The sequence below is a fragment of the Paenibacillus dendritiformis genome (genome assembly GCF_945605565.1).
Lineage (GTDB): Bacteria > Bacillota > Bacilli > Paenibacillales > Paenibacillaceae > Paenibacillus_B > Paenibacillus_B dendritiformis_A.
This window is the reverse complement of record NZ_OX216966.1, coordinates 1,521,881-1,545,000: the sequence shown is the minus strand read 5'-3', so window position 1 is coordinate 1,545,000 and position 23,120 is coordinate 1,521,881. Positions and strand designations below refer to the sequence as shown.

18 protein-coding genes are annotated in these 23,120 nt (G+C 55.5%); 3 read left to right on the top strand and 15 right to left on the bottom strand.

The features are described from left to right. Positions 1 to 302: 302 nt before the first annotated feature. From NNL35_RS06740 to iolC, 10 genes are all read right to left on the bottom strand, one after another. Entirely contained in the window at positions 303 to 1,829 is a 1,527-nt protein-coding gene (locus NNL35_RS06740) for a hypothetical protein (RefSeq protein ID WP_006679129.1), read from the bottom strand. Then, positions 1,826 to 2,140: a hypothetical protein gene (locus NNL35_RS06735; RefSeq protein ID WP_006679128.1), complete on the bottom strand. Its 315-nt coding sequence runs from the start codon at positions 2,138 to 2,140 to the stop codon at positions 1,826 to 1,828. Before NNL35_RS06735 ends, NNL35_RS06740 begins: the two co-directional genes overlap by 4 nt. Next, entirely contained in the window at positions 2,133 to 2,705 is a 573-nt protein-coding gene (locus NNL35_RS06730) for an RNA polymerase sigma factor (protein ID WP_254553037.1), read from the bottom strand. The genes NNL35_RS06735 and NNL35_RS06730 overlap by 8 nt, the downstream gene beginning before the upstream one ends. Positions 2,706 to 3,003: 298 nt before the next feature. Then, complete coding sequence (locus NNL35_RS06725) at positions 3,004 to 3,876, bottom strand: sugar phosphate isomerase/epimerase family protein (protein ID WP_006679126.1); 873 nt, start codon at positions 3,874 to 3,876, stop codon at positions 3,004 to 3,006. Between the two features lie 220 nt (positions 3,877 to 4,096). Continuing rightward, the gene (locus NNL35_RS06720) at positions 4,097 to 5,686 is read right to left on the bottom strand and encodes a solute:sodium symporter family transporter (protein WP_006679125.1); all 1,590 of its coding nucleotides are present in this window, start codon (positions 5,684 to 5,686) and stop codon (positions 4,097 to 4,099) included. Positions 5,687 to 5,725: 39 nt separating this feature from the next. Continuing rightward, positions 5,726 to 6,793: a Gfo/Idh/MocA family oxidoreductase gene (locus NNL35_RS06715; RefSeq protein ID WP_006679124.1), complete on the bottom strand. Its 1,068-nt coding sequence runs from the start codon at positions 6,791 to 6,793 to the stop codon at positions 5,726 to 5,728. Positions 6,794 to 6,831: 38 nt separating this feature from the next. Beyond that, on the bottom strand, positions 6,832 to 7,728 hold the full coding sequence (gene iolE, locus NNL35_RS06710; protein ID WP_006679123.1) for a myo-inosose-2 dehydratase: 897 nt from the start codon (positions 7,726 to 7,728) through the stop codon (positions 6,832 to 6,834). 104 nt (positions 7,729 to 7,832) lie between these two features. Continuing rightward, positions 7,833 to 9,767: a 3D-(3,5/4)-trihydroxycyclohexane-1,2-dione acylhydrolase (decyclizing) gene (gene iolD / locus NNL35_RS06705; RefSeq protein WP_006679122.1), complete on the bottom strand. Its 1,935-nt coding sequence runs from the start codon at positions 9,765 to 9,767 to the stop codon at positions 7,833 to 7,835. A gap of 14 nt (positions 9,768 to 9,781) precedes the next feature. Then, on the bottom strand, positions 9,782 to 11,233 hold the full coding sequence (locus NNL35_RS06700; RefSeq protein WP_006679121.1) for a CoA-acylating methylmalonate-semialdehyde dehydrogenase: 1,452 nt from the start codon (positions 11,231 to 11,233) through the stop codon (positions 9,782 to 9,784). A gap of 17 nt (positions 11,234 to 11,250) precedes the next feature. After that, positions 11,251 to 12,243, bottom strand: a complete 993-nt coding sequence (iolC, locus tag NNL35_RS06695) for a 5-dehydro-2-deoxygluconokinase (protein WP_006679120.1) — start codon at positions 12,241 to 12,243, stop codon at positions 11,251 to 11,253. A 361-nt stretch (positions 12,244 to 12,604) separates the two neighbouring features. Between iolC and iolG the strand changes: the two genes are divergently transcribed. The 3 genes from iolG to NNL35_RS06680 all read left to right on the top strand — a co-directional run bounded on the left by iolG (position 12,605) and on the right by NNL35_RS06680 (position 15,754). Further along, positions 12,605 to 13,627, top strand: a complete 1,023-nt coding sequence (iolG, locus tag NNL35_RS06690) for an inositol 2-dehydrogenase (protein ID WP_006679119.1) — start codon at positions 12,605 to 12,607, stop codon at positions 13,625 to 13,627. Between the two features lie 111 nt (positions 13,628 to 13,738). Further along, positions 13,739 to 14,542, top strand: coding sequence for a 5-deoxy-glucuronate isomerase (gene iolB, locus NNL35_RS06685; RefSeq protein WP_006679118.1), 804 nt, complete (start codon positions 13,739 to 13,741; stop codon positions 14,540 to 14,542). 207 nt (positions 14,543 to 14,749) lie between these two features. Next, positions 14,750 to 15,754, top strand: coding sequence for a LacI family DNA-binding transcriptional regulator (locus NNL35_RS06680; protein ID WP_006679117.1), 1,005 nt, complete (start codon positions 14,750 to 14,752; stop codon positions 15,752 to 15,754). Positions 15,755 to 16,536: 782 nt separating this feature from the next. On the opposite strand, the gene NNL35_RS06675 is transcribed toward NNL35_RS06680, so the two are convergent. The 5 genes from NNL35_RS06675 to NNL35_RS06655 form a co-directional block, all read right to left on the bottom strand. Then, positions 16,537 to 17,454, bottom strand: coding sequence for a transposase (locus NNL35_RS06675; RefSeq protein WP_006679115.1), 918 nt, complete (start codon positions 17,452 to 17,454; stop codon positions 16,537 to 16,539). Between the two features lie 957 nt (positions 17,455 to 18,411). Next, positions 18,412 to 20,127, bottom strand: a complete 1,716-nt coding sequence (locus tag NNL35_RS06670) for an adenine deaminase (RefSeq protein ID WP_006679114.1) — start codon at positions 20,125 to 20,127, stop codon at positions 18,412 to 18,414. A gap of 88 nt (positions 20,128 to 20,215) precedes the next feature. Next, positions 20,216 to 21,379 (bottom strand): ABC transporter ATP-binding protein, encoded by a 1,164-nt coding sequence (locus NNL35_RS06665; protein WP_006679113.1) that lies wholly within the window; start codon positions 21,377 to 21,379, stop codon positions 20,216 to 20,218. A gap of 22 nt (positions 21,380 to 21,401) precedes the next feature. Continuing rightward, positions 21,402 to 22,193 carry an ABC transporter permease gene (locus NNL35_RS06660; RefSeq protein WP_006679112.1) on the bottom strand — a complete coding sequence of 264 codons (792 nt, stop codon included), beginning with the start codon at positions 22,191 to 22,193 and terminating at the stop codon, positions 21,402 to 21,404. A 5-nt stretch (positions 22,194 to 22,198) separates the two neighbouring features. Further along, a complete protein-coding gene (locus NNL35_RS06655) occupies positions 22,199 to 23,020 on the bottom strand; it encodes an ABC transporter permease (protein WP_006679111.1) in 822 nt (273 codons plus the stop codon). Positions 23,021 to 23,120: the final 100 nt, after the last annotated feature.

The following is a 23,120-nucleotide window of genomic DNA, read 5'->3' as shown; positions in this document are numbered from 1 at the left end:
ATTAGTAAGTTGCTTTCTTTTCTTCACCGCGTTCAGCGGCGACTTTTATAATATATCATGTCTTCGATTCAGCGTCAAGCATTTTTTTAAAATCTTTTTTCGCTTCATGCGGCTGATGATGCTGCTCTGTCGAAGACAGGAATATAAATATATCACGCTCCTGCTAGAAAAGCAACCCCTAAATTAACTTTTCCTTGCTCCCTGTTCCTTATCAACTTACCGGCGAGATTTTCCTTAACGGAAATCAAGTATGCGCCGGTGTACACGCCGCCGAACCTGGCCATGGTCCGGCGGCATAATCCCTAACCATCGCGGCTGGATGCCTGACCGCCCTCCAGGCGCTCCACTTCCCTCCGTATCCGTTCCGCTTCGTCCTCCATCTTTAAGCGGGAATAGCACAGCTCCATCATTTTCAGATCGGAGAGGTCCGGCTGATCGATTTGCTTCAAATAATAAAGTGCCTTCTTCTCATCTCCCCAGGAATCCTTCGTCGTCCCGATCATTTCCATGCGGGCAAGGACCCGCAATGCATGCCGATTATTGCCTTCCTTCAAGTAAGCGCGCTTGGCCGACTCATAATCCGCCTGCAGAACGTATCGATCTCCGTCCGACAGCGGGCCATCCGGGATGCGAATGAGCGGCAGCTCCCTTTGGTCGACGATCGCGTATGGCCGGGAGCTGCTAATTTTCCTGTCCTGATCGTCATAGGCATCGACGCTCCACACATACTGGGCGCCAGGGTATCCGATACCGAGCAAATAGGAAGGATAAATCCAGATGCCCTCATCAGGCGACCAATTCATTCCGCCGCCGGCGGCACCATTCTCTCTCAGCTCCGATAGACGGTACGTAGCTTTCGTCCCTGCATGCTTTCCCGGAAGCACATGAGTGGCCGCCCCCCGGGATTTGCCGGAGCGAGACTGATGCGGCTCCATCCATTGCACCACATAATAGGCAGCGCCCGGATAGGCTTCCCATCGCATCGTAACCGCATCGCCCTCCACGGTGACAGGACCTTGCGGCTCAAGGACGGTGAGATTCGGATTCAACTGCATAACAATCCCTTCCACCGATTGCCCTTTCTTCAACACGATGCTATCCGGCGAAGTCTCTGCGTACGTATAGGAATCCAGTTCCCGCAGCGGAGCTCCGATTTCGATATCATAGGTCTGTTCCGGCACCTGATAAAAACGGAATTCCCCGTTCTCATCCGTCATTGCCATTGGATAAATATCCGGGCGGGGTGGAGAGTGCCACGAGTTCGCGTCCGTCTTACGCAGCACGACGACAGCTCCTTCGAGCGGTTGTTGCCCTCGCATAACGGTGCCGCTCAGCATCGGCTTCTCTCCTGGCTTGGGCGCTCTTGATTCCAGCAGCTTCACTTGATCGCGGTATTCAAAATTATGCAACGAATCGCTTCGCATCAATTCCTTGTACAGCCGCTCTGCTTTCTCCCATCTTTTGTCCAGCATATAGATATTGGCGAGCCGGCTCCGAGCGAGAGAGGCATTCGGATGATCGGGGTAGTCGCGAAGGAATTGCTCGGCCTGCTGTTCCATCGCCTCCACGGATAGCTCCGTGTTTTCCGATCCTTGCGTCGAGAAGGAGGAACTATTCTTACCGATATACAGCATGTTCTCACGTGCGGGAAGATGGCTGTTCATTAGCGCAAAGTACCTTTCATTGGCCGTATCCTCCCCCCGCCCAAGAAATGACAACCAAAATTCATGTGGCTGTGCCGCTATCTTCGGCAGGATCCAGGACAATCCCGACAAAGCGGCCAGCACGGCCAATAGGATGGCGAGATGCCGAACTTTTAACCGTATCAATCTCTTCCCTCCTTCTCCAGCAGCGAAGCCCGAATATAGATGCCGCCCACGTAGACGAAGCTGTCTTCCGATGCGGCCGTCTCATCCTTAGCCATCCGATCCGACTCGCCTGTCCCCCCAGGCAGGAGCAGCGGGGAGAGTGCGAGGAGCAGCGACAGGAATAAGCCCGGAATCGCCAAGCGCAGCGGAATCCGGATTTCACGCTCCCACAGGGAAGGCTTCGCATGCGCGATCACCTCTTGCTTCATTTTCTCGGTAAATGCCACCTGCGTCATCTCTTCCTGCAGCGCCTCGCGCCAACGCTCACTCATGCTCCCACCCGCTTTCCTTCAAGATTCGTTCAAGCTTGCTCCGCGCACGCGACAGTCTGCTCTTCACCGTACCTTCGGGCTGTCCTAGTACGGCGCTTATGTCGGCAATGGCCCAATCTTGAAAATAATGAAGCACGATGATCTCCCGATCTGGATAAGACAGCTTCTGAATGCATTCCCCCAACGTGAGGCGCAGCGCCACCGCTTCCGTGGTTCCGATGGAGGAGATCTCATTCCGCCACGGCTGCTCCGTGAAGAAGAGCCGCTTCCATGACGCCTTCCGCATCTGGGCCCGGCACAGATTCACCGTAATCTTCATGATCCATGCCCGTAAGCTGCCGTTTTCCGACTTCTGATGAATTCGGCGGAACACGGTCCAGAACACTTCCTGGCTGATGTCCTCAGCGCCATGCCGATCGCCAAGCAGCAAGGCAGCCATCCGCATGACGTCATGACCGTATGCATCCATGAGCGAACGCAGCGCTTCGCGGTCGCCGCCGCGCAGCCTTGTCACCCATTCCTGTTCGGCGTTCATCTTCTCCCCCCATTGGCTCTCTATATACATAGATGCGATCAAGCGGCTGCAAGGTTGCATTTCCAACATACCAAAAAAGGTTGTTGCCGGACCTTATGCACACTCTCCCCCTCGCTCAGGATCCCCTCCCCGTTACTAGCACCCACTCAAGCCATCAATCACACCATTAACTGAGCAGAGGGCCGCTCATTCTGAGTCAATGGGATAGTGGTTGAAAGAAGCGCAGCCCCCATCCCCCCTTCTAATGAAGAAAGACCGTTTCCCGCTAATGGCGAGAACGGCCTTTCCCTGCATGTTATTTTTATGAAAAAATGCCCCGTACTAACGCTTAGGCTTCATCCCAGAAACGCTTCAAATTTTTCAATCCGATCGATGAGCCGACCCGGCAATCTTCCATACCCTCGAACTCAAGCGTAATATATCCGTCATAACCGGATTGCTTGATAAGCTTGATGATCTCCCGCATCGGCAAGTCGCCCTGGCCCAGAATCGCTCCACGCAAATAATTATCGTTCGCCGTCAGGAACCAGTCTCCCTCGCCCGGATGCTCATAGAATGGACGCACATAAAAATCCTTCACATGGACCAGCGAAGCATACGGCAAGTTTTTCTTCACGCCGACAAGCGGATTCTCATCGACGCACAGGAAGTTCCCGACATCGAGCGTCGTTTTGAAATTCGGACGGTTTACCGATAACAATATACGCTGCACGCGGTCGCTTGCTTGAGCAGAGAAGCCGTGGTTTTCCAAGGTCGTCGTAATGCCGAACTGTGCCGCATAATCCGCAATCCGGCGGCTTCCTTCCACCATCAGATGCAGATTCGCCTCGAACCATTCGATCGTCATTTGCTCCTTCGGCAGGGTGAACGCCGTGACATCATGGCGCATATGCTTGATCCTCATCCGATGCAGGAGATCGACATGCTGCTTGACGCGTTCGACTTCCGCCTCGAAGGCTTCCTCTGTCTCCTGAACGAAGTTGGCCGGCATCGAGTAGTTCGAGAGTTCAATGCCGCGCTCCTTCGCCTTATCGCGAACGGCATCCGCCAATTCCGGATTGTCGACCAAAGTAAAGCCGTAAGGAACAATCTCCATATGCTCCCCGCCGTTGTCGGCAATCCAGTCAATAACGTCCAATACCGTCATCTCGCCCGCTCTGATCGCTTGCAGCAGACTGTACGTGCTGAGACCTGCTTTCATCGCATCCACCTCTTCATTAAAATGATATAGTCTCTGGAGACAACCCCTTGGGGATACCGATAACACAAACCTCCAGATGTAATCGCTTACCTCTGAGTTACACTATATCATACTTCGAAGGAAGAATCATGTGACAGCCCAAGAAAAAAGCTGCCGACGCGTTCGGCAGCTTTTGTGCTGAAGAAGATGAACCGCTCTGGAAGTAAGAATCTGTCCGTAATTATGCGGCGATGCCCCAAGGAGAGAATAAAACATATACGGCCACCATCAACAGCACCATGACGATCGTAAAGACTTTTGCATGTTTCCATGGCGTCAAATCGACTTTCCCCGATTCGAACAGCTCGAAATCCTGCTCGCGCGGCTTCCATTTTCCGATAAGAAGCATGACGAGTACACATACCGGGAATAATACGCTTAAAATGTACAAGAAATTGATCGTGCCCATGAAAAACTTCGATAAGGTGTACAGCACGACGTGTACGCACAATGCAATCTTGGGTGCGATGGCCGGCACTTTTTTGCTGAAAAAACCGACGACGACCGCAGCAATGATCGGGATATTATAAAACCCGAACATCTCCTGCAAGTAGTAATACAATCCGGAAGGCGCATACAAAATGAATGGCGCTACGATAACGGCAACGAGGCCCAGCGCAATCGCAAACCTTCTGCCGGCCTTCACCAATTGTTGCTCCGTCGCATCCGGCTTGAATATCGGCTTATAAATATCGAGTGTAAACAAGGTCAACGAGCTGTTCAAAGCCCCGTTAAAGGAGCTTAAGATCGCGCCGAACAGAACGGCTGCGAAAAATCCGGACAGCAGCGTCGGCAGCACTTCAATAACAAGCGACGGATAAGCCAGATCGGCATTGCTTAACGAATTGTTGAACAGATGATACGCGATGATGCCCGGCAGCACCAGATAGAAGGCGCCGAAAATTTTGAACATCCCGGCATACAGCACGCCCTTCTGTCCTTCCTTCAAGTTCTTCGCACCGAGTGTACGCTGGACGATGGCTTGATTCGTACACCAGTAGAACAGGTTGTTGAACAGCAGCCCTGCGAAGATGGTAACCCATGGCACGGGAGAGGAACTGTCTCCTATCGAGTTTAATTTTGCGGGCTCTTTGTGCAGCAAGGTGTTCACGCCTTCGACCAGGCTGCCCCCGCCAAGCGCGAACAGGCCAAGAAATGTAATCAGCAGCCCGCCGACAATAAGCCCGACGCCGTTCAGCGTATCCGAGAGCGCGCATGCGCGCAATCCGCCAAGTACGACATAAGCAATCCCCGTAATTCCAATCGCAAGCGACACGATCAAAATGATGTTGAAGTCACTCAAGCCGAACAGGTCGGAAATATTGAATATCGTATCCAGCACAAGTGCTCCGGAATACAGGACCGTCGGCAAGTAAGCCACCGCGTACCCCAGCAAAAAGAGAACGGAAATAATCTGGCGCGTCCGCAGATCGTAGCGCTGCTCCAGAAAATCCGGGATGGTCGTAATGCCCGTCTTCAAATAACGGGGCAAAAACACAAACGCCATGAAAATCAGCGCAATCGGGGATGTCACTTCCCAGGCCATGACGACCATGGACGTCGCATAGCTTTGTCCGTTCAAGCCGACCATTTGCTCCGTCGACAGATTGGTCAACAGAAGAGAGAAAGCGATTACAACACCAGTCAAGCTGCGTCCGCCGAGAAAATATCCATCCGAGCTGTTGAGGTTAATGCTGCGCGTTTTGTACCAGGAGTACCAGGCGACAATTCCGGTGTACAATAAAAAGGTAATGACAGTAATGTAGGTCATGAGTGCCCTCCTTCTCCACGCGTAGAGAGATCTGTAAGTCTACCTCGTATCGTGCGAGCCGCTTAAGGCTGCAGGCGCACACACCTCAACCAATCGGCCGGTGTCATACGATTCCTTGCATGCATACCCAAGCGCGGTCGACAGCACCCCGTCTTCCACCCTGACTCCCGGTTGTCTTCCCTCAAGAATGGCCTCCACAAATTCAATCGCCTCATCCAAATAAGCCTGCTCGAACCGCTCCAGGAAGCCTTGCGCACATTCGCGCACCACGCCGCGGTCGTCCATGATCGCCACCTGATTTTTCTCGGGGACGGTTCCAATGCGCAGCGTTCCGAGCGTCCCGATAATCTCCGTCTCGATATGATAGCCATGCGCGCAATTGCGTCCCGCTACGAATACCCCCATTTTATTCCCGGCAAATTGGACCAGGGCCGCGCCCGTCTCAGCGTCTTGCAGCTGCGCCAGCTCCGTATAGCGGTGAGAGCCGCCGATGGCCCATACCCGCTCCGCTTCCACGCCCAAATACCACCGCGCCAAATCCAGGTCGTGTATCGCCATATCGAGGAACAAGCCTCCGCTGTAGTTGCTCTTGGCGAACTGCAAAAAACCGGGCATCGCTTGGGCCGGATCGAGCCCATAACAGCGAATCAGCACGGGCTCGCCGATCGCTCCCGCTTCGATTTTCCGCTTGGCATAGACGTAGGAGCGATCATATCTCCGCATAAAGCCGAGCATGAATACCTGATTCGGATGGCTGCGCACCGCCTCCTGCACGCGAAGCGCTTCTTCCATATAAAGTCCGAGCGGCTTTTCGCTGAAGACGTGAAAGCCTGCCGCCAATGCCTTTTCAATCTGATCGCAATGATAGGAGGACGGCGAAGCGATGAAAATCGCGTCCAGCTCCTTATTCCGCAGCATGTCCTCATAGTCGGTATAACCGTAAGGAACACCTAACTGCGCCTGCGCTTCTTCAACCTCCTCCGCCTTGATGCTGCATACCGCCGTCAGTCTGCAGTTCGGAATGCGATACGCCAAGTTCTCGGCATGCTGCCGTCCGAGCCGCCCCAAGCCGACGAGTCCTACCGATACGACTCTGTTGTCTCCCATAGATCCATCTCTCCCCTTCGTCTGACTGAACTCGCAACTTATACGCCAGCTTGGCGCTGAATATAGTCTCGCGCTAACAACGCGTACTCGAACGGATTCGCTTTGGCGGGGTCCTGCTCCGCTTCCACGAGCATCCAGCCGCGGTATCCGGCCGCGGACAAGGCCCGGAATAGCGGCGCGAAGTCGATGCAGCCGTCTCCGGGAACGGTAAATACGCCTTCCTTCACCGCCTGCAGGAAGCTGAGCCCCTCCTCGCGCACGCGGCGCGCCACGTCGGCTCGGACGTCCTTCAAATGGACATGCTTAATCCGGTCCATATAGCGGTTCAATATGCTCAGCGGCTCTTCGCCCGAGAACACAAGATGGCCGGTATCGTAGAGCAAAGACACCAGTTCCGGATTCGTCCCCTCCATGAGACGGGCGATCTCCTCTTCCGTCTGCACGCCTGTGCCCATATGATGATGGTACACGATGTCCATATCCTTGTCCTTAGCCAACTCGCCAAGCACATGCAGACCCTCGGTTAAGCGCTTCCAATCTTGCTCTCCGAACACCGGCTTGCGCTCGAACAGCGGGGTATCCATCATGCCTTGAACGCTGTGCCCCTGCTCGGATACGACAATCACCTTCGCCCCCATGGCGTGCAGGAAGTCGCGGTGTTGAACAAATGCCGCTGTCGTCTCTTCCAGCGGCTTAACGGTAAGGTAGGCGCTGAACCAGGCGCTGGCCACCTCCAGCTTGCGCAGACGGAGCGCCTTTTGCAGCGCGCCGGTATCCCGCGGGTACTTGTTGCCGACCTCCGTGCCCGCATATCCTGCGAGCGCCATCTCGCTTACACATTGCTCGAACGTATTCTCTCCGCCCAGCTCCGGCATATCGTCATTCGTCCAGCCGATGGGTGCAATCCCTATTTTTACGCTGCCTGCTGCAAACATATCCATTCCTCCCTGATGTCATCGCGCCCTCGGCAGAATGCCGGGCGGGTGCCGCGTCTGCACGCCCGCTCCGCCGAGGCGCGATCTTCGTTGTCGTCTTCGTATTAATAAGGTCTTGCTTGCTGCAAAAACCGCCGCCGCTCCTCGCTCGCGCGCGCAATGTCCGGCTTCCCGGACACTTCTGCGACGCCGACGTTCCACCAAGCGCCGTAACCGTTCGTCATCGTCTTCGGCAGCACTTTGATATCAATGAGCGTGGAGACCGTCTGCCGCTTCGCGTCCGCGACGGCCTGCTCCAGCTCCTCCAGCGTGCGAGCCGTATAGGTTATCACGCCGTAGCCTGCGGCGCTGCGGGCGAAATCAATGCCGACAAGCGGGCCGTCCAGCTTGCCGGTGGATGTATTGCGGGCGCGGAATTCCGTTCCGAAGCTGCCCATGCCGTGTCCCATTTGCAGGTTGTTAATGCAGCCGAAGCCATTGTTGTCGAACAGCAGCACATTAATCTTTTGTCCTTCCTGAATGCTCGTGACGAGCTCGGAGTGAAGCATCAGGTAGCTTCCATCCCCCGCGAACGCATACACTTCGCGATCCGGCTCCGCCATCTTCACGCCAAGCGCCCCCGAAATTTCATAGCCCATGCAGGAATATCCGTATTCCATATGGTACGAATGGGGCGCTTCGGCCACCCACATCCGCTGCAGGTCGCCAGGCAAGCTCCCCGAGGCGCCTACGACGACGGCGTCGTCTCCGAGCAGCCGGTTCAATGCCGCCAGCACCCGGGTCTGCGTCAGGCAGCTGCCGAGCGCCTCGGCATATTCCGGCAGCGCCTCATCCAAATGCCCCGAGACTTCGGGCGTGAACGCGCCGGCCGCGTACTGGATGCCGGCCAGGCGCTTCCACTCCTCGCTCCAGGCGGCGCGCGCCGCTTCAATCTCGGTCGTATAGCCCGAGCGGTACCCGGCCGCCTCCAGCCGCTGCCGCAGCGCAATCAGCGCGGCCTTCGCATCGGCCACGACCGGTGTCGCCTCCAGCTTGAGCGCATGGAACTCGGACACGTTCACCGTCAGGATGTCCGTGCCGGGGCCGCTGAACAGCTCCTTCGAGCCGGTCGTGAAGTCGGTGAAACGCGTGCCGACGCCGATAATGAGATCGGCCTCCTTGGCGATCGCGTTCGCCGCTCCGTTGCCAGTTACCCCGACGCCGCCGAGATTGAGCGGGTGCGAACCCGGCACCGCGCTCTTGCCCGCCTGCGTCTCTGCCAGCGGAATGTGCAAAGCTTCCGCAAAGGCTTGCAGCTCCGCTCCGGCCTCGGAGTAACGAACGCCGCCCCCGCAGATGATCAGCGGCTTGCGCTTGCTCATCATGAGCCGGACCGCATCTTCGAGCGCCGCTTCCGACGCCGGGCGGCGGTCTATCCGATGCATGCGCTTCGCGAAAAACGATGCAGGGTAATCATACGCTTCCCCCTGCACATCCTGCGGCAGCGCGATCGTGACCGCTCCCGTATCGGCCGGATTCGTCAGTACGCGCATCGCATGAAGAAGCGCGGTCATCAACTGCTCCGGCCGCATGATGCGGTCCCAATATTTGCTGACCGGACGGAACGCGTCATTCGTCGATACCGTCAGGTCATGCGGCTGTTCGATCTGCTGCAGCACCGGATCGGGCTGGCGCGAGGCGAACGTGTCCCCCGGCAGCAGCAATACCGGAATCTGATTGGCCGTCGCCGTGGCTGCGGCCGTCACCATATTGGCGGCGCCAGGCCCGACCGACGACGTGCAGGCACAGATCTGCCTGCGCCGCATCTGCTTCGCGAACGCCACCGCGGCATGGGCCATTCCTTGCTCGTTGCGCCCTTGGTATACTTCCAGGCCGCCGCAGTCTTCCTCCAGCGCCTGGCCTAAGCCGAGCACATTGCCATGGCCGAATATCGTAAAAATCCCTTTGACAAAGCGCTGCTCCTCTCCGTCAAACTCGATATACTGCTGATCGAGAAATTTGACGAGCGCTTGGGCCGTCGTCAAGCGAATCGTTTCCATTCCGAACACCGTCCTTACCAGCGCGTAGTAATCATCTTTTTGCGCGTATAAAATTCCACCCCATCCGTTCCGTTCGCATGCAGGTCGCCATAAAAGGAATCCTTCCAGCCCGAGAACGGGAAGAACGCCATTGGCGCCGGAACGCCCACGTTCACGCCGAGCATGCCCGCATCGATATGCTCGCGGAACTGGCGCATATAAGCGCCGCTTCCGGTAAAGAGGCAGGCGCCATTCGCGAACCGGGATGCATTCGCCCACGCGATGGCTTCATCCAGATCTTTCACGCGCACAACCGACAGCACCGGCGCGAAAATCTCATCCTGCCAAATTTTCATTTCCTGCGTCACATTATCAAAAATCGTCGGCCCCATAAAGTAGCCCTCGCCGCTCGCTTCCGCATCTCGGCGGCCGTCGCGGACAAGCCGTGCCCCTTCCTGGACGCCGGAGTCGATATAACCAAGCGCGCGTTCCTTATGCGCTTCGCGGATAACCGGCCCGAGGAAGACGTCCTCCCGTGCTCCATTGCCGATAATAAGCTCGTCGGAAGCTTTGGCCAGACGCGATACAAGCTCATCCGCGACCGATTCCTGCACAAGAACAACCGCGCAAGCCATGCAGCGCTCTCCGGCGGAGCCGAAGGCGGCATTGATGATCTGCGTCGCGGCAAGCTCCAAATCGGCGTCCTCCATGACAATCGAATGGTTTTTGGCTCCGGTCAACGCTTGCACACGCTTCAGGTTCGCCGTTCCGCGCTTATAGACGTACTCGCCGACAGGCTGGGAGCCAACGAAGGAAATCGCCTTGACCAACGGATGATCGAGCAGGCCGTTCACGACGTCATGCGCGCCATGCACGATGTTGAGCACGCCGCGAGGCAGGCCCGCTTCCTCCATCAGCTCCGCCAAGCGGCAAGCCAGCAGCGGCGTGCGCTCGGACGGCTTCAGCACGAACGTGTTGCCGCAGGCGATCGCAAGCGGGAACATCCAGCACGGCACCATCATCGGGAAATTGAATGGCGTAATGCCTCCGACGACGCCGAGCGGATAACGATACATGCCGGATTCGATGTTCGTCGCGATGTCGGGCAGCTGCTTGCCCATCATGAGCGTCGGGGCGCCGGCGGCAAATTCGACGCATTCGATGCCGCGCTGCACCTCGCCGTATGCTTCCTTGTAGTTTTTTCCATTCTCCATCGTAATGAGCTTCGCCAGCTCATCCCAATGCTCGATCAAGAGCTGCTGGTATTTGAACATAATGCGCGCCCGGCGCGGCACGGCGGTGCGGGACCACGTTTTGAACGACTCTGCGGCCGCCTCGGCCGCCTCATTCAGCTCTTCCCGGCTTGAAAGCGGCACGTGCGCGATAATTTCTCCTGTCGCCGGATTGTAGACCGGCTCCGTCTTGCCTGATGTCGACGCCTTCCATTCCCCTCCGACATAGTTGCGAATGGTTGTTGCTTCAGCCATGCTCGATTCTCCTCCCATCATGTTCGCTCCGCGCTGTCGATGAACGCGTTCAGCTCTTCCACCGTCGGCATCGCCTCGGAGCAGCTGTGGCGGGATATGACGATGGCCGCCGACGCGCTGCCGTATTCCATCGCTCGCGGCAGTTCCCATCCCTGCATCAAGCCGTAAATCATGGCGGACGCGTAGGAATCGCCGGCACCGAACGTTTTCAGCACCTTCGTCTTGAAAATGCCGCCTTTATAGGATCCGCCCTCCTTCGTGTAAGCGATTGAGCCGTCTCCCCCATGCTTGATGAGCACCACTTGCGCATGATGCCCGAACCATTTCTCCGCCGTCAGCCGATCATCCGCCTGATGGCCAGCGAACTTCTCCATCATGTCGAACTCTTCACGAGTGCCGATAATAAAATCGCACTTCTCGGCCGCGAGCTGGTAGTAGATCGACGTCTCGGCCGTGTTTTTCCACGTGTACGGACGGTAATCCAAATCAAAGAACACGAATACCCCATGCTTGCGCGCAAAGTCCAAAGCGACAAACACCGCCTCGCGCGACGGGCTGGCGGCCAGCGCAGTTCCCGACACAAGCAGCGCCTTCGTCTGCTTAATATACGACTCCGACACTTCCTCCGGCTTCAGCAGCAGATCGGCCGCATTGTCCCGGTACATAAGAATGCTGCAGTCGGTTGGACTTTTGATTTCCGTAAAAGTCAGGCCAGTCACGGCGCCCGTCTTGTCTACAGACAGCTGTGACGTATCTATCGATTTCTCTTTTAAATACTGCTCGATGTAACGGCCCATTTGGTCATCGGCCAGCTTGCCGATGAAGCCGCTCTTCATCCCGAGACGGGCCGCGCCAATCGCAATATTGGCCGGAGATCCCCCGACGTATTTCGTGAATGTCCTCGTCTCCTCCATTGGCCGATGAATCTCGTTCGCATTCAGATCAATGCACAATCTCCCGATCGCAATCAGATCAAACGGGCGATTCGCTGGAAATACCAATGCATTCATGCCCAGTCAGCACCTCCGTGCGGTCTGCTTCAAGCCATGGCAGGCAGGCTGAAGCAACGCGATGATGTAATTACTGCATCCATGCATTTGAGTTAAGCGCTTACCTTACGGCTAATTATAGTCACACCTTTTCGGCGATGTAAACGCTTTTTTCTGCAAATTTTAAGTTCTTTTTTTCACAATGTCTCCTTTTATCATATTGAAAATATAGCGCGTTAGATTGAGTATTGACGCGGCTTTATCGCACTCCTAAAGATTTTCACCTTGATAACGCTTTATTTATCGCGTATAGTTGATTGTGAGTTAAGCGCTTTCCCTTGCTTTACCTAGATTTTATGCTACCGAGAAAGCGGGGATATTCATGCTTCAAGTGGGAATCATCGGTGCCGGGCGCATCGGCAAGCTGCACGCCGGCCATATTCAACAGATGCGCGATGCGCAAGTTCGCGCCATATCGGACGTATGCATTGAAGGACTGGACGCTTGGGCTTCCGGGCTTGGAATTCCGGTGGTGACAAGCGATTACCGCGATTTGCTGAATGATCCGGACATTCAGGCCGTGTTCATTTGCTCGCCTACGAGCACGCACGCCGCGATCATTGAGGAGGCAGCCCAAGCGGGCAAGCATATTTTCTGCGAGAAGCCGGTCAGCTTCTCCGTGAACACTACGGAGCAGGCTGTGGCTGCGGTGAAAGCAGCAGGCGTGAAGATGCAGGTTGGGTTCAACCGCCGTTTTGACCATAATTTCCAAAAAGCGCGTGATATCGTGCAAACGGGCAAGATCGGGACCCCACATCTGCTGCGCATCACGTCCCGCGATCCGGAGCCGCCATCGGCCGAATATATTGCCACATCAGGCGGCTTGTTCATGGACATGACGATTCACGATTTCGACATGGCGCGCTATGTCATGCAGAGCGAAGTGATCGAGGTGTATGCCCAAGGGGCCAATCTGATCGATCCGCGCATCGGCGAATTGGGCGATATCGATACCGCCATCGTCAGTCTCCGCTTCGCGAACGGCGCCCTCGGCATCATTGAGAACAGCCGCAAGGCCGTTTACGGTTACGATCAGCGTCTGGAAGCGTTCGGTTCAGCGGGCAGCGTCACGACGGACAATGACCGCGCATCCACCGCGCTAGTCTCTACGGCGGACGGGGTGCATATGGACAAGCCGTTATATTTCTTTTTGGAGCGGTATACACAAGCCTATATTCGCGAGGTCGAAGAATTCGTTCGCGCCGTTCTTGACGATCGGCCTATCGCGTGCGACGCGAACGACGGACTGCAGGCGGAGCGAATCGCCCGCGCGGCGAAAGAGTCGCTGCACAGCGGACGCCCCGTCAAGCTGGAACATGAATCCGTATCTGTGCACGGGCGGTAACAGCAAGCCAGGATAGGACCTTCCGGCTGAGTTCCGCTGAGCAGCCAGGGTTTTCTGTCCCATCAATCCGCCTTATGCATTTCTACTATTGGCTCGGGAGGAGATTCTTTCATGTCAAAATTAATTGTGGCACCTGTACCGAGAGACGAGCACGGCCAAATTTTATCCGTCACGCCGGATTCCGCCGGCTGGGAGTATGTCGGCTTCGAAGTATATTCCTTGCGCCCGGGCGAGGTCTTGGAACGGGCAACGAACGACCGTGAGGTCTGCCTCGTTCTGTTGAGCGGTAAGGCGAAGATCGAGACCGCCAAGCAATCGTTCGGCACGCTTGGCCATCGCATGAGCGTCTTCGATCGCATCCCTCCCTTCTCTGTCTATGTGCCGAATGATGACCGCTACTCCGTTCAGGCAGAGACGGCGCTGGAATTGGCCGTCTGCTCAGCGCCTGGCAAGGGAACGTACCCAGCCCGCGTCATCGCGCCTGAAGATGTCGGCGTAGAGACGCGCGGTTCAGGCAGCATGGAGCGGCATATCCATAATATTTTGCCGGAGCAGAAGGAGGCGGACAGCCTGCTCGTCGTGGAGGTCTTTACGCCCGCAGGACATTGGTCGAGCTATCCGCCGCACAAGCATGACCAGGACGATTTGCCGCGGGAGTCGTATTTGGAGGAGACCTACTACCACGAGGTGAATCCCGCACAGGGCTTCGTCATGCAGCGGGTCTACAACGACGATCGCACACTCGACGAGAACATGGCGGTCCCACACCGGCATGTCGTACTGGTTCCGGAAGGGTATCATCCCGTCTCGGCGCCTCCGGGCTACGACTCCTATTATTTGAACGTCATGGCAGGCCCGAAGCGGACCTGGAAATTCCATAACGATCCGGCTCACGAATGGCTGTTCGCCAAGTAGTCTTCTTTCGTTGTTCCACATCAAAACGATTCGGCAAGGTCGAGGAGAATGGATGTCGTCCATTCTCCTTTTGTTGTCTATAGATGTAGTCCATTCTCCTTTTGTTGTCTATAGATGTAGTCCATTCACCATTTGTTGTCTATAATTGAGATAGCTAGGAGCATGCATGATAGGTTTACGTGGTAAGCCAGTTAGAGAGGTTTGTTTATGAAAGCAACCATTTATGATGTCGCAAAAGCTGCCGGCGTCTCCATCGCTACGGTGTCCAAGGTGGTCAATCAGACCGGCAACATCAGCGGGAAGACGCGGGAGAGAGTCATCCATATTATGAAGGAGCTGCAGTACCAGCCGAGCGTCGTCGCATCGGCGCTCACGGGCAAAAAGACGTCTACCTTCGGCCTGCTCATCTCCGATCTGGCCAACCCCTTCTTCGCCGAGGTCGCCCGCAATTTGGAGGATCAGGCTCAGGCGGAAGGCTACAGCATCGTTATGTGCAGCACCGATAACAAGGACGACAAAGGCCTTAACTATATTTCCCTGCTGCAGCGCAAGCAGATCGACGGCCTAATCGTCGCCTGCGAATTTTCGCGTTGGCCGCTGCTGCAGGAGAGCATTCCCGAGGGCTTCCCTGTTGTGCTCTTCTCCAAAGATATTCCTTCCTTATCCATGCATACCATTACCGTGGATGACTATAAAGGAGGCTACGTGGCGATCCAGCACCTGATTGCCTTGGGGCACCGGCGCATCGGCATCGTCACGGAGGACAGCCCCAGCGGCGAGTACCGGGTGCGCGGCGCGAAGCAGGCGATGAGCGACGCCGGTATTGCCGTCAATGAGGATTGGATTGTGAAAGTGAACTCATCGTTAGAGGACGGCTTGGCGGGCGCCACCCGCGTGCTCGGAACGGAGACCCGTCCCACGGCATTGTTCACCTGCAACGACCTGCTCGCCGTCGGTTCCATGCAATCAGCCCAGCAGCTCGGGCTGCGCATTCCGGACGACCTGTCGATCATCGGCTTCGACGACACGATTCTGTCCCGAATCGTCGTCCCTCGCCTTACGACAATACTGCAGCCGATTCCGGAGATGGCCAAGGAGACGATTCAACTGCTGCTGCGCCAATCCTACACCCCAGATATGCCGAAGCAAAAAATCATGTTCCAGCCCCAACTCGTGGAGGGCCACTCCACTACCGCGGTGCAGGAGCAATAAAAATACAGGCAGGGCCGGGCCACCGTCCGGCTCTCCCCGTATCCTGCTTCCCCGTATAACCCGGGACATCTCGTAATTCTCGTATTTCTCGTATTTTTGGTCTACCCGAATTTGCTGTATATCTTGTCTTTCTTGTGAATTCCCCGTATTTCTCCGTATCCTGGCCCTATAATTCCCCAGCCCCGTGTTCTACCACCGTGTCCTACCTCCGTCCGCATTCCGTATTCCGCATTCCGGATTCTCGGTATCCCTGTCTTCTCCAATCCCCCGTATTCCATATCCATTGTGAATAGGGGGGGTATGCCTCTTATGGCCAATATCCCAAAGACTCAGGATGCATCGCCCGATCCACCAGGAGAAAAGAATGACGTCCCCCTGGATAAATGTAAGTAGCAAGGAAAGCTATTACTTAGCTATTACTTCGCTACTACTTTGCTACTACTTTGCTACTACTTTGCTACTACTTTGTTATTACTTTGCTGCCTCTGTGCTATTATTTTGCTTTAACTTTGTGATTGCCTTACTTCTATTGCGCCATTACGTTGCAGTTACTTTCCATTACCTTGCCGTTACCTCTGCATTCCCATCCCCTTCGACCTCTTATAGCCGATATCCCCGTAGCTCAGGAACGGCAAGTCGATATGCTCTACAAGAATTGCCATCCCGCATTCCAGGTAAAAATCAGAAAAATTAAAATAATAAATCGGTCGTACGAAATAACCTGTACATACCCGGTAGCCACTGGAGTACCTATATGGACCGCTGCACTCCCCCATATTTATTCAGGCCGCCGCAAGGAAGCGGTCACAGCTCCGTGAGGTAGATGCCCGCCATAAGTACCGCCGTCTTGCCCCGTTGTCTGCACAGCATATCGAGGCCAAGGGTTCCCATCCTGCCGTTTCGCGGGCCCTGCTATTTTCCCGGTAGCAAAATTCATCCAAATAATACTGCAGATACTTCCCACTTATCCCGCGGAACGTATCGCATAACCAACGCTGTGCTCGCCGAAATACAGCATACAATGGACTGTTATGCTTGACCCGAAAGCGCTGGCGGATAATAGAAACATTCGACTCCGGCGCAGAGATATGGTCTTCGATAAAACGATCGCAGCCGCAAGGAAGCAGCAGCTTCCCGGACATGTACTGCCGGTTCACCTGCTTCATTTTATAGTGCCGTTCCTCCCCATTCGGAGCCAGTGAAGCCGCCACAATTATCGGTTGCTCCCGCGGCGCAAGATCGACACTGGGATATAGTTTAGGGCCATTGAAGGCAATAAAGCCATGCACATAATCTTCAAGCCGCTCCTCTTCATCAGCACAGCTAATCGCGGTACGAATTTTATGCAGCATCGACCATGCGGTCTTGTAAGTGACATTAATAATCGAGCGTAGTCTGACCGCACTAATGCCTTCCTTTGGATTAGAGACGAGCCAAATTGCGACAATCCACTTCCGCAAAGAGGTTCGGCTGCCCTCGAAGATCGTCCCTGCAGTCAAGGAAGTCTGATGGCGGCAAGAGCCGCATTCATACAGAGGAAGCCGCCTTGTTCGGATAACGTAGGCATGGTGATGCCGGCAGTTCGGGCAGCGGAAGCCATGAGGCCATTTGAACGAGAACAGGACAGGAACACAAGATGCTTCCGTCGGAAAACGATTTACCACATCCTCCAAAGTGCCGACGCCCAACCAGCCTTTCATCCCAGCAACCCCCTTGATATCGAACAATGACAAACGTATGTTCTCATATTTAAGATACCAAACATATGTTTCCATGTCAAGTGTATTAATGGAATAAGACTTATCTTTTTGGGGTAATGTCACCAGGAAACAGAAGATTTGCAGCCTTTGCCCGCTGAACAAATGAAATGTCTTGTCTTGAGTCTAAAAGTCCCTGAGGGGTTGGGATATTCATCATAAGGCCGTAGGGAGTACCTGAACCGTTGGGGGATTCATCGTAAGGACGTAAGGAGTTCCTTAATCGTTGGGGGATTCATCGTAAGGACGCAAGGAGTTCCTTAATCGTTGGGGGATTCATCATAAGGACGCAAGGAGTTCCTTAATCGTTGGGGGATTCATCATAAGGACGCAAGGAGTTCCTTAATCGTTGGGGGATTCATCATAAGGACGCAAGGAGTTCCTTAATCGTTGGGGGATTCATCGCAAAGTCATTGGAAGACTTTGGATGTTCTGTGATTCATCGTAGGGTCGTAGGGAGTACCTGGACTGGACATTTGAGTCATTCATTTGCAAGGTCGTACGGATCACTGAACGGTAGGAGATATCCCGGGATGATCTTCTGAGCTGCCTGAGTGGCTGGGATAATCAGCATAAGAAGTCGAGAGAAGCATTGTGAACGGATACGAAGGTACCCTGAGCGAGTGGGATTCTGGCCATAAGGCTGGAACAGGTAGTGGGACTTTGAAGGAGGGCGGAATCATCACAAGGTAATAGCGTTACTTGGACAAAGCAATACAACATATAGCGCTGGCGGCAAGAAACACCACTCGACGTACACCATCAAACGACTTAAAGCGTCAGCTTGCTCAAAGCGCCAACCCGAACAAAAATGCCGGCCGACATAAAATGTCAGCCGGCGTGTGCTTCCTTCCTATCCAGCAGTCTGAGTAAAACGGGCCCGCATAGGGGGCCGTCGGCCTATTTCTCGACCAGCAGCGGAACGACGGCGCCCGCTTCGACGTCGATCAGTCCGAGATCGGTAATTTTGAGCGAAGGGCTGACCGGAAGTGAATGCGTGCTGAGAGACATAATCGGGTTATAGTGCTCGTAGCCGAGGGACTCCATCGCTTCGCGCAGCCGCTTCACCGCCGGCCCGAATTCGTCGAGCGGCTGCTCCGACAGAATGCCGCCGACCGGAAGGGGCACATGGGCGATAACCTTGCCGCCGTCCACGACGCAGAAGCCGCCTTGATCGGCAATGACCGTGTTGGCGGCCAGCGCCATATCCTCGGCGGAGTGGCCGACGACGAGCAGGTTGTGGTTGTCATGCGAATATGTCGTCGCGATGGCGCCGCGCTTGATCGTATTACCGGTAATCAGGCCGTACGCGCGGTTGCCGTTTTTGCCATAGCGTTCGAATGTCGCGATGAGCCCGTACGGTCCAGCCTCCCAATGGAGACGGCCGTCCTTCACCTCGACGGGCTTGTGCAGTTCGTTCGTATTCGTCGTGCCGTTCACGACTTCCATCACGCGGCATGGATGGGTTCCGTCCTCGGCCTCGATCCGGACCTCGAAGTCGGCCGCGGTCATCTCGGCAAGCTGCACGCTGCGGTAGAAATGGGCCGGGAAGCGACGAACGGCTTCCGCTTGCTCGTAAGGCGCTCCGGCTTCATATGCCAGCCGCCCGTTCTTATATACGGCGTCGATCGTGAACTGCTCCAGGTCGCTGAGCAGGACGAAGTCCGCCGCCTTGTTCGGAGCGATAGCGCCGCGGTCATGCAGCTGCATGCGCCGGGCCGGCGTGTAGGTCGCTGCGTAGATTGCCCGCTCCGGCGTCATCCCCATCGCGATCGCCTTGCGCACGATATGGTTCAGGTGGCCGTCCTGAACGAAGGAATCGGCCATGACGTCGTCCGTGACGAAGCAGAACAGTTCCGCCACGTCTTCCTCGATCAACATCTTCATGATATCCGGCGTCATCGATTTCTCCTGAATCTCCAGGAACATGCCGTTCGCCAACCGGTCGCGCATGCTGGCCGGCGCCTGTTCCGTATGGTCGGAATCGACGCCCGCGAACATGAAGCGGGCCAGTTCCAGATCGACCAGCTTCTTCGGCGTATGCCCCTCGATGACCAGCTTCGGATAGTGCGAGCGGACATGATTGAGGATGCGGTTCGTCTTGCAGTCCGGATCACGCAGCACGTCGACCGAGTTCATGATTTCCCCGAGGCAGACGACGCTCTCTTCCTGCAGCAGCGCATCGATATGCTTGATATCGATCTCGCCGCCTGCCGTCTCCAGCGGCGTGGACGGGACCGAGCTCGGAATGGCGTACAAAATATCGGCGGCGCAGCCTTCACTGGCCCGGATCATTTCCTGCACGCCCTCCAGGCCGAACACATTGGCCATCTCATGCGGCTCGGATACGATGGTCGTCACGCCGTTGCGAATAATGCCGTGGGAGAACGTATGCGGCGTCACCATCGTGCTCTCGATATGCAGATGGATATCGACCAGGCCCGGAATCAGATAACGGCCGCGGCCTTCCACCGTCTGCGCCGCCTCGAATGTCTCTTCTCCGCGCTGGCCAACATACAGACAGCGCCCGTCGAGCACCGCGACATTGCCCGGCACGAACCGCTTCAAATATACGTTGAACACTTGCACTTCTTTTATCAGCAAATCGATCTTCATGGCTGCACTCTCCTTGTTGTCCTCGTTCTGTCATCACTCGCCAAGGCTTAGGTCCAAATGCGATGTTCGCATATGTTCTGTCGCGCACTTACGCTTCGGCGCGAACCAGAACCACCTTTTCTTTTGGCATCACCAGCTTGACCGCCGTGCCGCGTTCGAATGGCTGTTCCATTTCCCGGTTGACGGTGAAGTCGCCCAAAGCCGTCTCCACGACATATTGATAGCTTCGACCCAGGAAGGTGCTGATTTTGATACGGCCCGGAATCGTGTTCCAGCCTGCGGCCAGCTCCTCGGAGGTCAGTCCCCCTATAACTCCGGCTTCCTTGTCGCCAGTGCCATTCAGTCCGCCAGTTCTGCTGTCAGCGAAGCCGTTCAGCTCGCCCTCGGCCAGTACGATCAGATCATCCGGCCGGATGGCGCCTTTCATCGCATCGGTAATCGGATGTCCGGAGCGGTGAATCACCTTCAGCCGCACATCCCCTTTCCCTTCGAGGGTGATGACGTTGCCGTCCTGCTTCATGCTTCCGAATTCGATGAAGTTGTTGAACCCGATGAAGCGGGCAACGAATTCGGTGGCCGGGTATTTGTAGATGTTTGCCGGCGCGTCCAATTGCTCGATGATGCCTTTATTCATAATCGCTACCTTGTCCGAGATCGAGAAGCATTCCTCCTGATCATGCGATACATAGACGGTCGTAATGCCAAGCTGCTTCTGAATACGGCGGATCTCGACGCGCATGTTGACACGCAGATTGGCGTCCAGGTTGCTGAGCGGCTCATCGAACAGCAGCAGATCCGGCTCGATGACGAGGGCGCGGGCAATCGCGACGCGCTGGCGCTGGCCGCCGGACAGCTCGCCCGGGAAGCGCTTCTCGAAGCCATTCAGATTGACGATCTCCAGCATGGCGAGCACGCGCTTCCCGATCTCCGCCTTGTCGACCTTCCGCAGGCGCAGGCCGTAAGCGACATTGTCGAACACGGTCATATGCGGGAACAGCGCATAGCTCTGGAAGACGAAGCCGAAGTTCCGCTTGTTCACCGGCATCTTCGTGTAATCCTTGCCCTTGAACATGAACTTGCCGTCCTTCGCCTCCAGGAAGCCCGCGATAAGGCGGAGCGTCGTCGTCTTGCCGCAGCCCGAAGGGCCAAGCAGGGAGATAAGCTCCCCTTCCTGAATATTTAGCGAGAAATCTTTCAAGATCGTATTTTTTTCATAAGCTACTGATATATTTTGCAACGATAGGTATTCCATGGTCGTCAGGCCTCCGTTTATGCTAGTTATTTTTCGTGAAGTAGGAGAGTCCCATCAGGCGCTCGATCAAGAACATCAGCAGGGCCGTCACGACCATCAGCAGCACCGAGATAGCTGCAATGGTCGGGTCGAAATAGTTCTCGACATAGGTCAGCATCTGAATCGGCAGCGTGCTGACCCCCGGTCCGGTCATGAACACCGAGATGTCGACGTTGTTGAACGATTCGAGGAACGCGAGCAGCACGCCCGCAATCAGTCCCGATCGGATATTCGGCAGCACGACCGTGAAGAAGGTCTTCAGGCGGCTGGCGCCCAGACTCATGGACGCTTCCTCGACCGCATAGTCGAAGTTCGACAAGCTCGATGCGATGACGCGAATGATGAACGGCAGCATCAGAACGATATGCCCGATTAACAGGCTGGTGTAGATCGGCAATTGGAACTGAACGACCAAATATTTCAGCATCGTGAAGCCGAGCACGACGCCCGGTATCAGGATGGGCGAGATGAAAATCGAATTGAGCAGCCCTTTGCCCCGGAAATGGAAGCGGCTGAGGGCATAAGCGGCGGGAACGCCGATAAGAAGCGCGATCAGGTTCCCCGCCAGCGCGACGACAATCGTCACCTTGAACGTCGTCATGAACATCTCGACGTCGAAAATATTGCTGTACCAGCGGAAGGAGAAGCCTTCCGGCGGAAATTTGAGCACGGAGCTGTCTCCGAATGACGTAGCCATAATGATAAGCAGCGGCCCAAGCAAAAAGAGAAAGACGAGAGCCGTAAACAGGGCGAGTCCGCGATGTGTGTCCTTCATGTTCGTTACCCCTTCGGATTCAATTTGCGCGCCAGCTGGTTCATCAATCCGATGATGATGAACGTGACGACAATCATCACTGTGGCGATAATGGATGCCATCGTCCAATCATTGAGCGTCATCGCGTTCTGATAGAGGAACGTGGCGATGACGCGCTGCTTCCCGCCGAGCAGCTGCGGCGTCGTATAGGCCGTCAGGCTGCCGACGAAGACGAGGATGCTGCCGACGATGAGCCCGGGCACGCACAGCGGCACGATGATGCTCATGAAGCCTTTGAGGCGCGAGGCGCCCAGACTCTCGGAGGCGCGAAGCAGATCGCCGTCGATGTTCTCCATCACCCCGACGAGCGAGATGATCATGAGCGGCAGGAACAGATGGATCAGGCCAATCATCATGGCCGTCGGGGTGTACAATATTTTCAAGGGCTCGTCAACAAGGCCGATGCCGGTAAGCAGGTTGTTGACAATCCCGTTTTTGCCGAGAATGACCATCCAGCTGAACGAACGGACAATCGCGCTCGTCAGCATCGGGAACAGCGCCAGGGCCAGCAGGATGCCTTTGACCCGGGCCTTCTTTTTGGAAATGTAATAGGCCGTCGGGAAGCCGATAAGGATGCAGACGGCGGTCGTCACAAGGCTGACTTCCAGGGTCGTCAGCAAAATTTTTAAAATATACGGATCACCGAGCAGCTTGACATAGCCTTGAATCGTGAACTGCCCTTCATTAAAAAAGGTGGACCCGATCGTCAAAAAGATCGGAATAATCATAAAAACGGTAAGGAACAGAAGTCCCGGCAGCAGCAGCAGCCACAAAAATCGTTTTTTCATAGGTTGTGTTCTCCTGTTGTCTTGGCTTGTAATCCGCTAGGGTGGAATAAAAAAGAGGGTGCGTATTCCAGCAGCCCTCCCTACCTTCTATACATCCCGG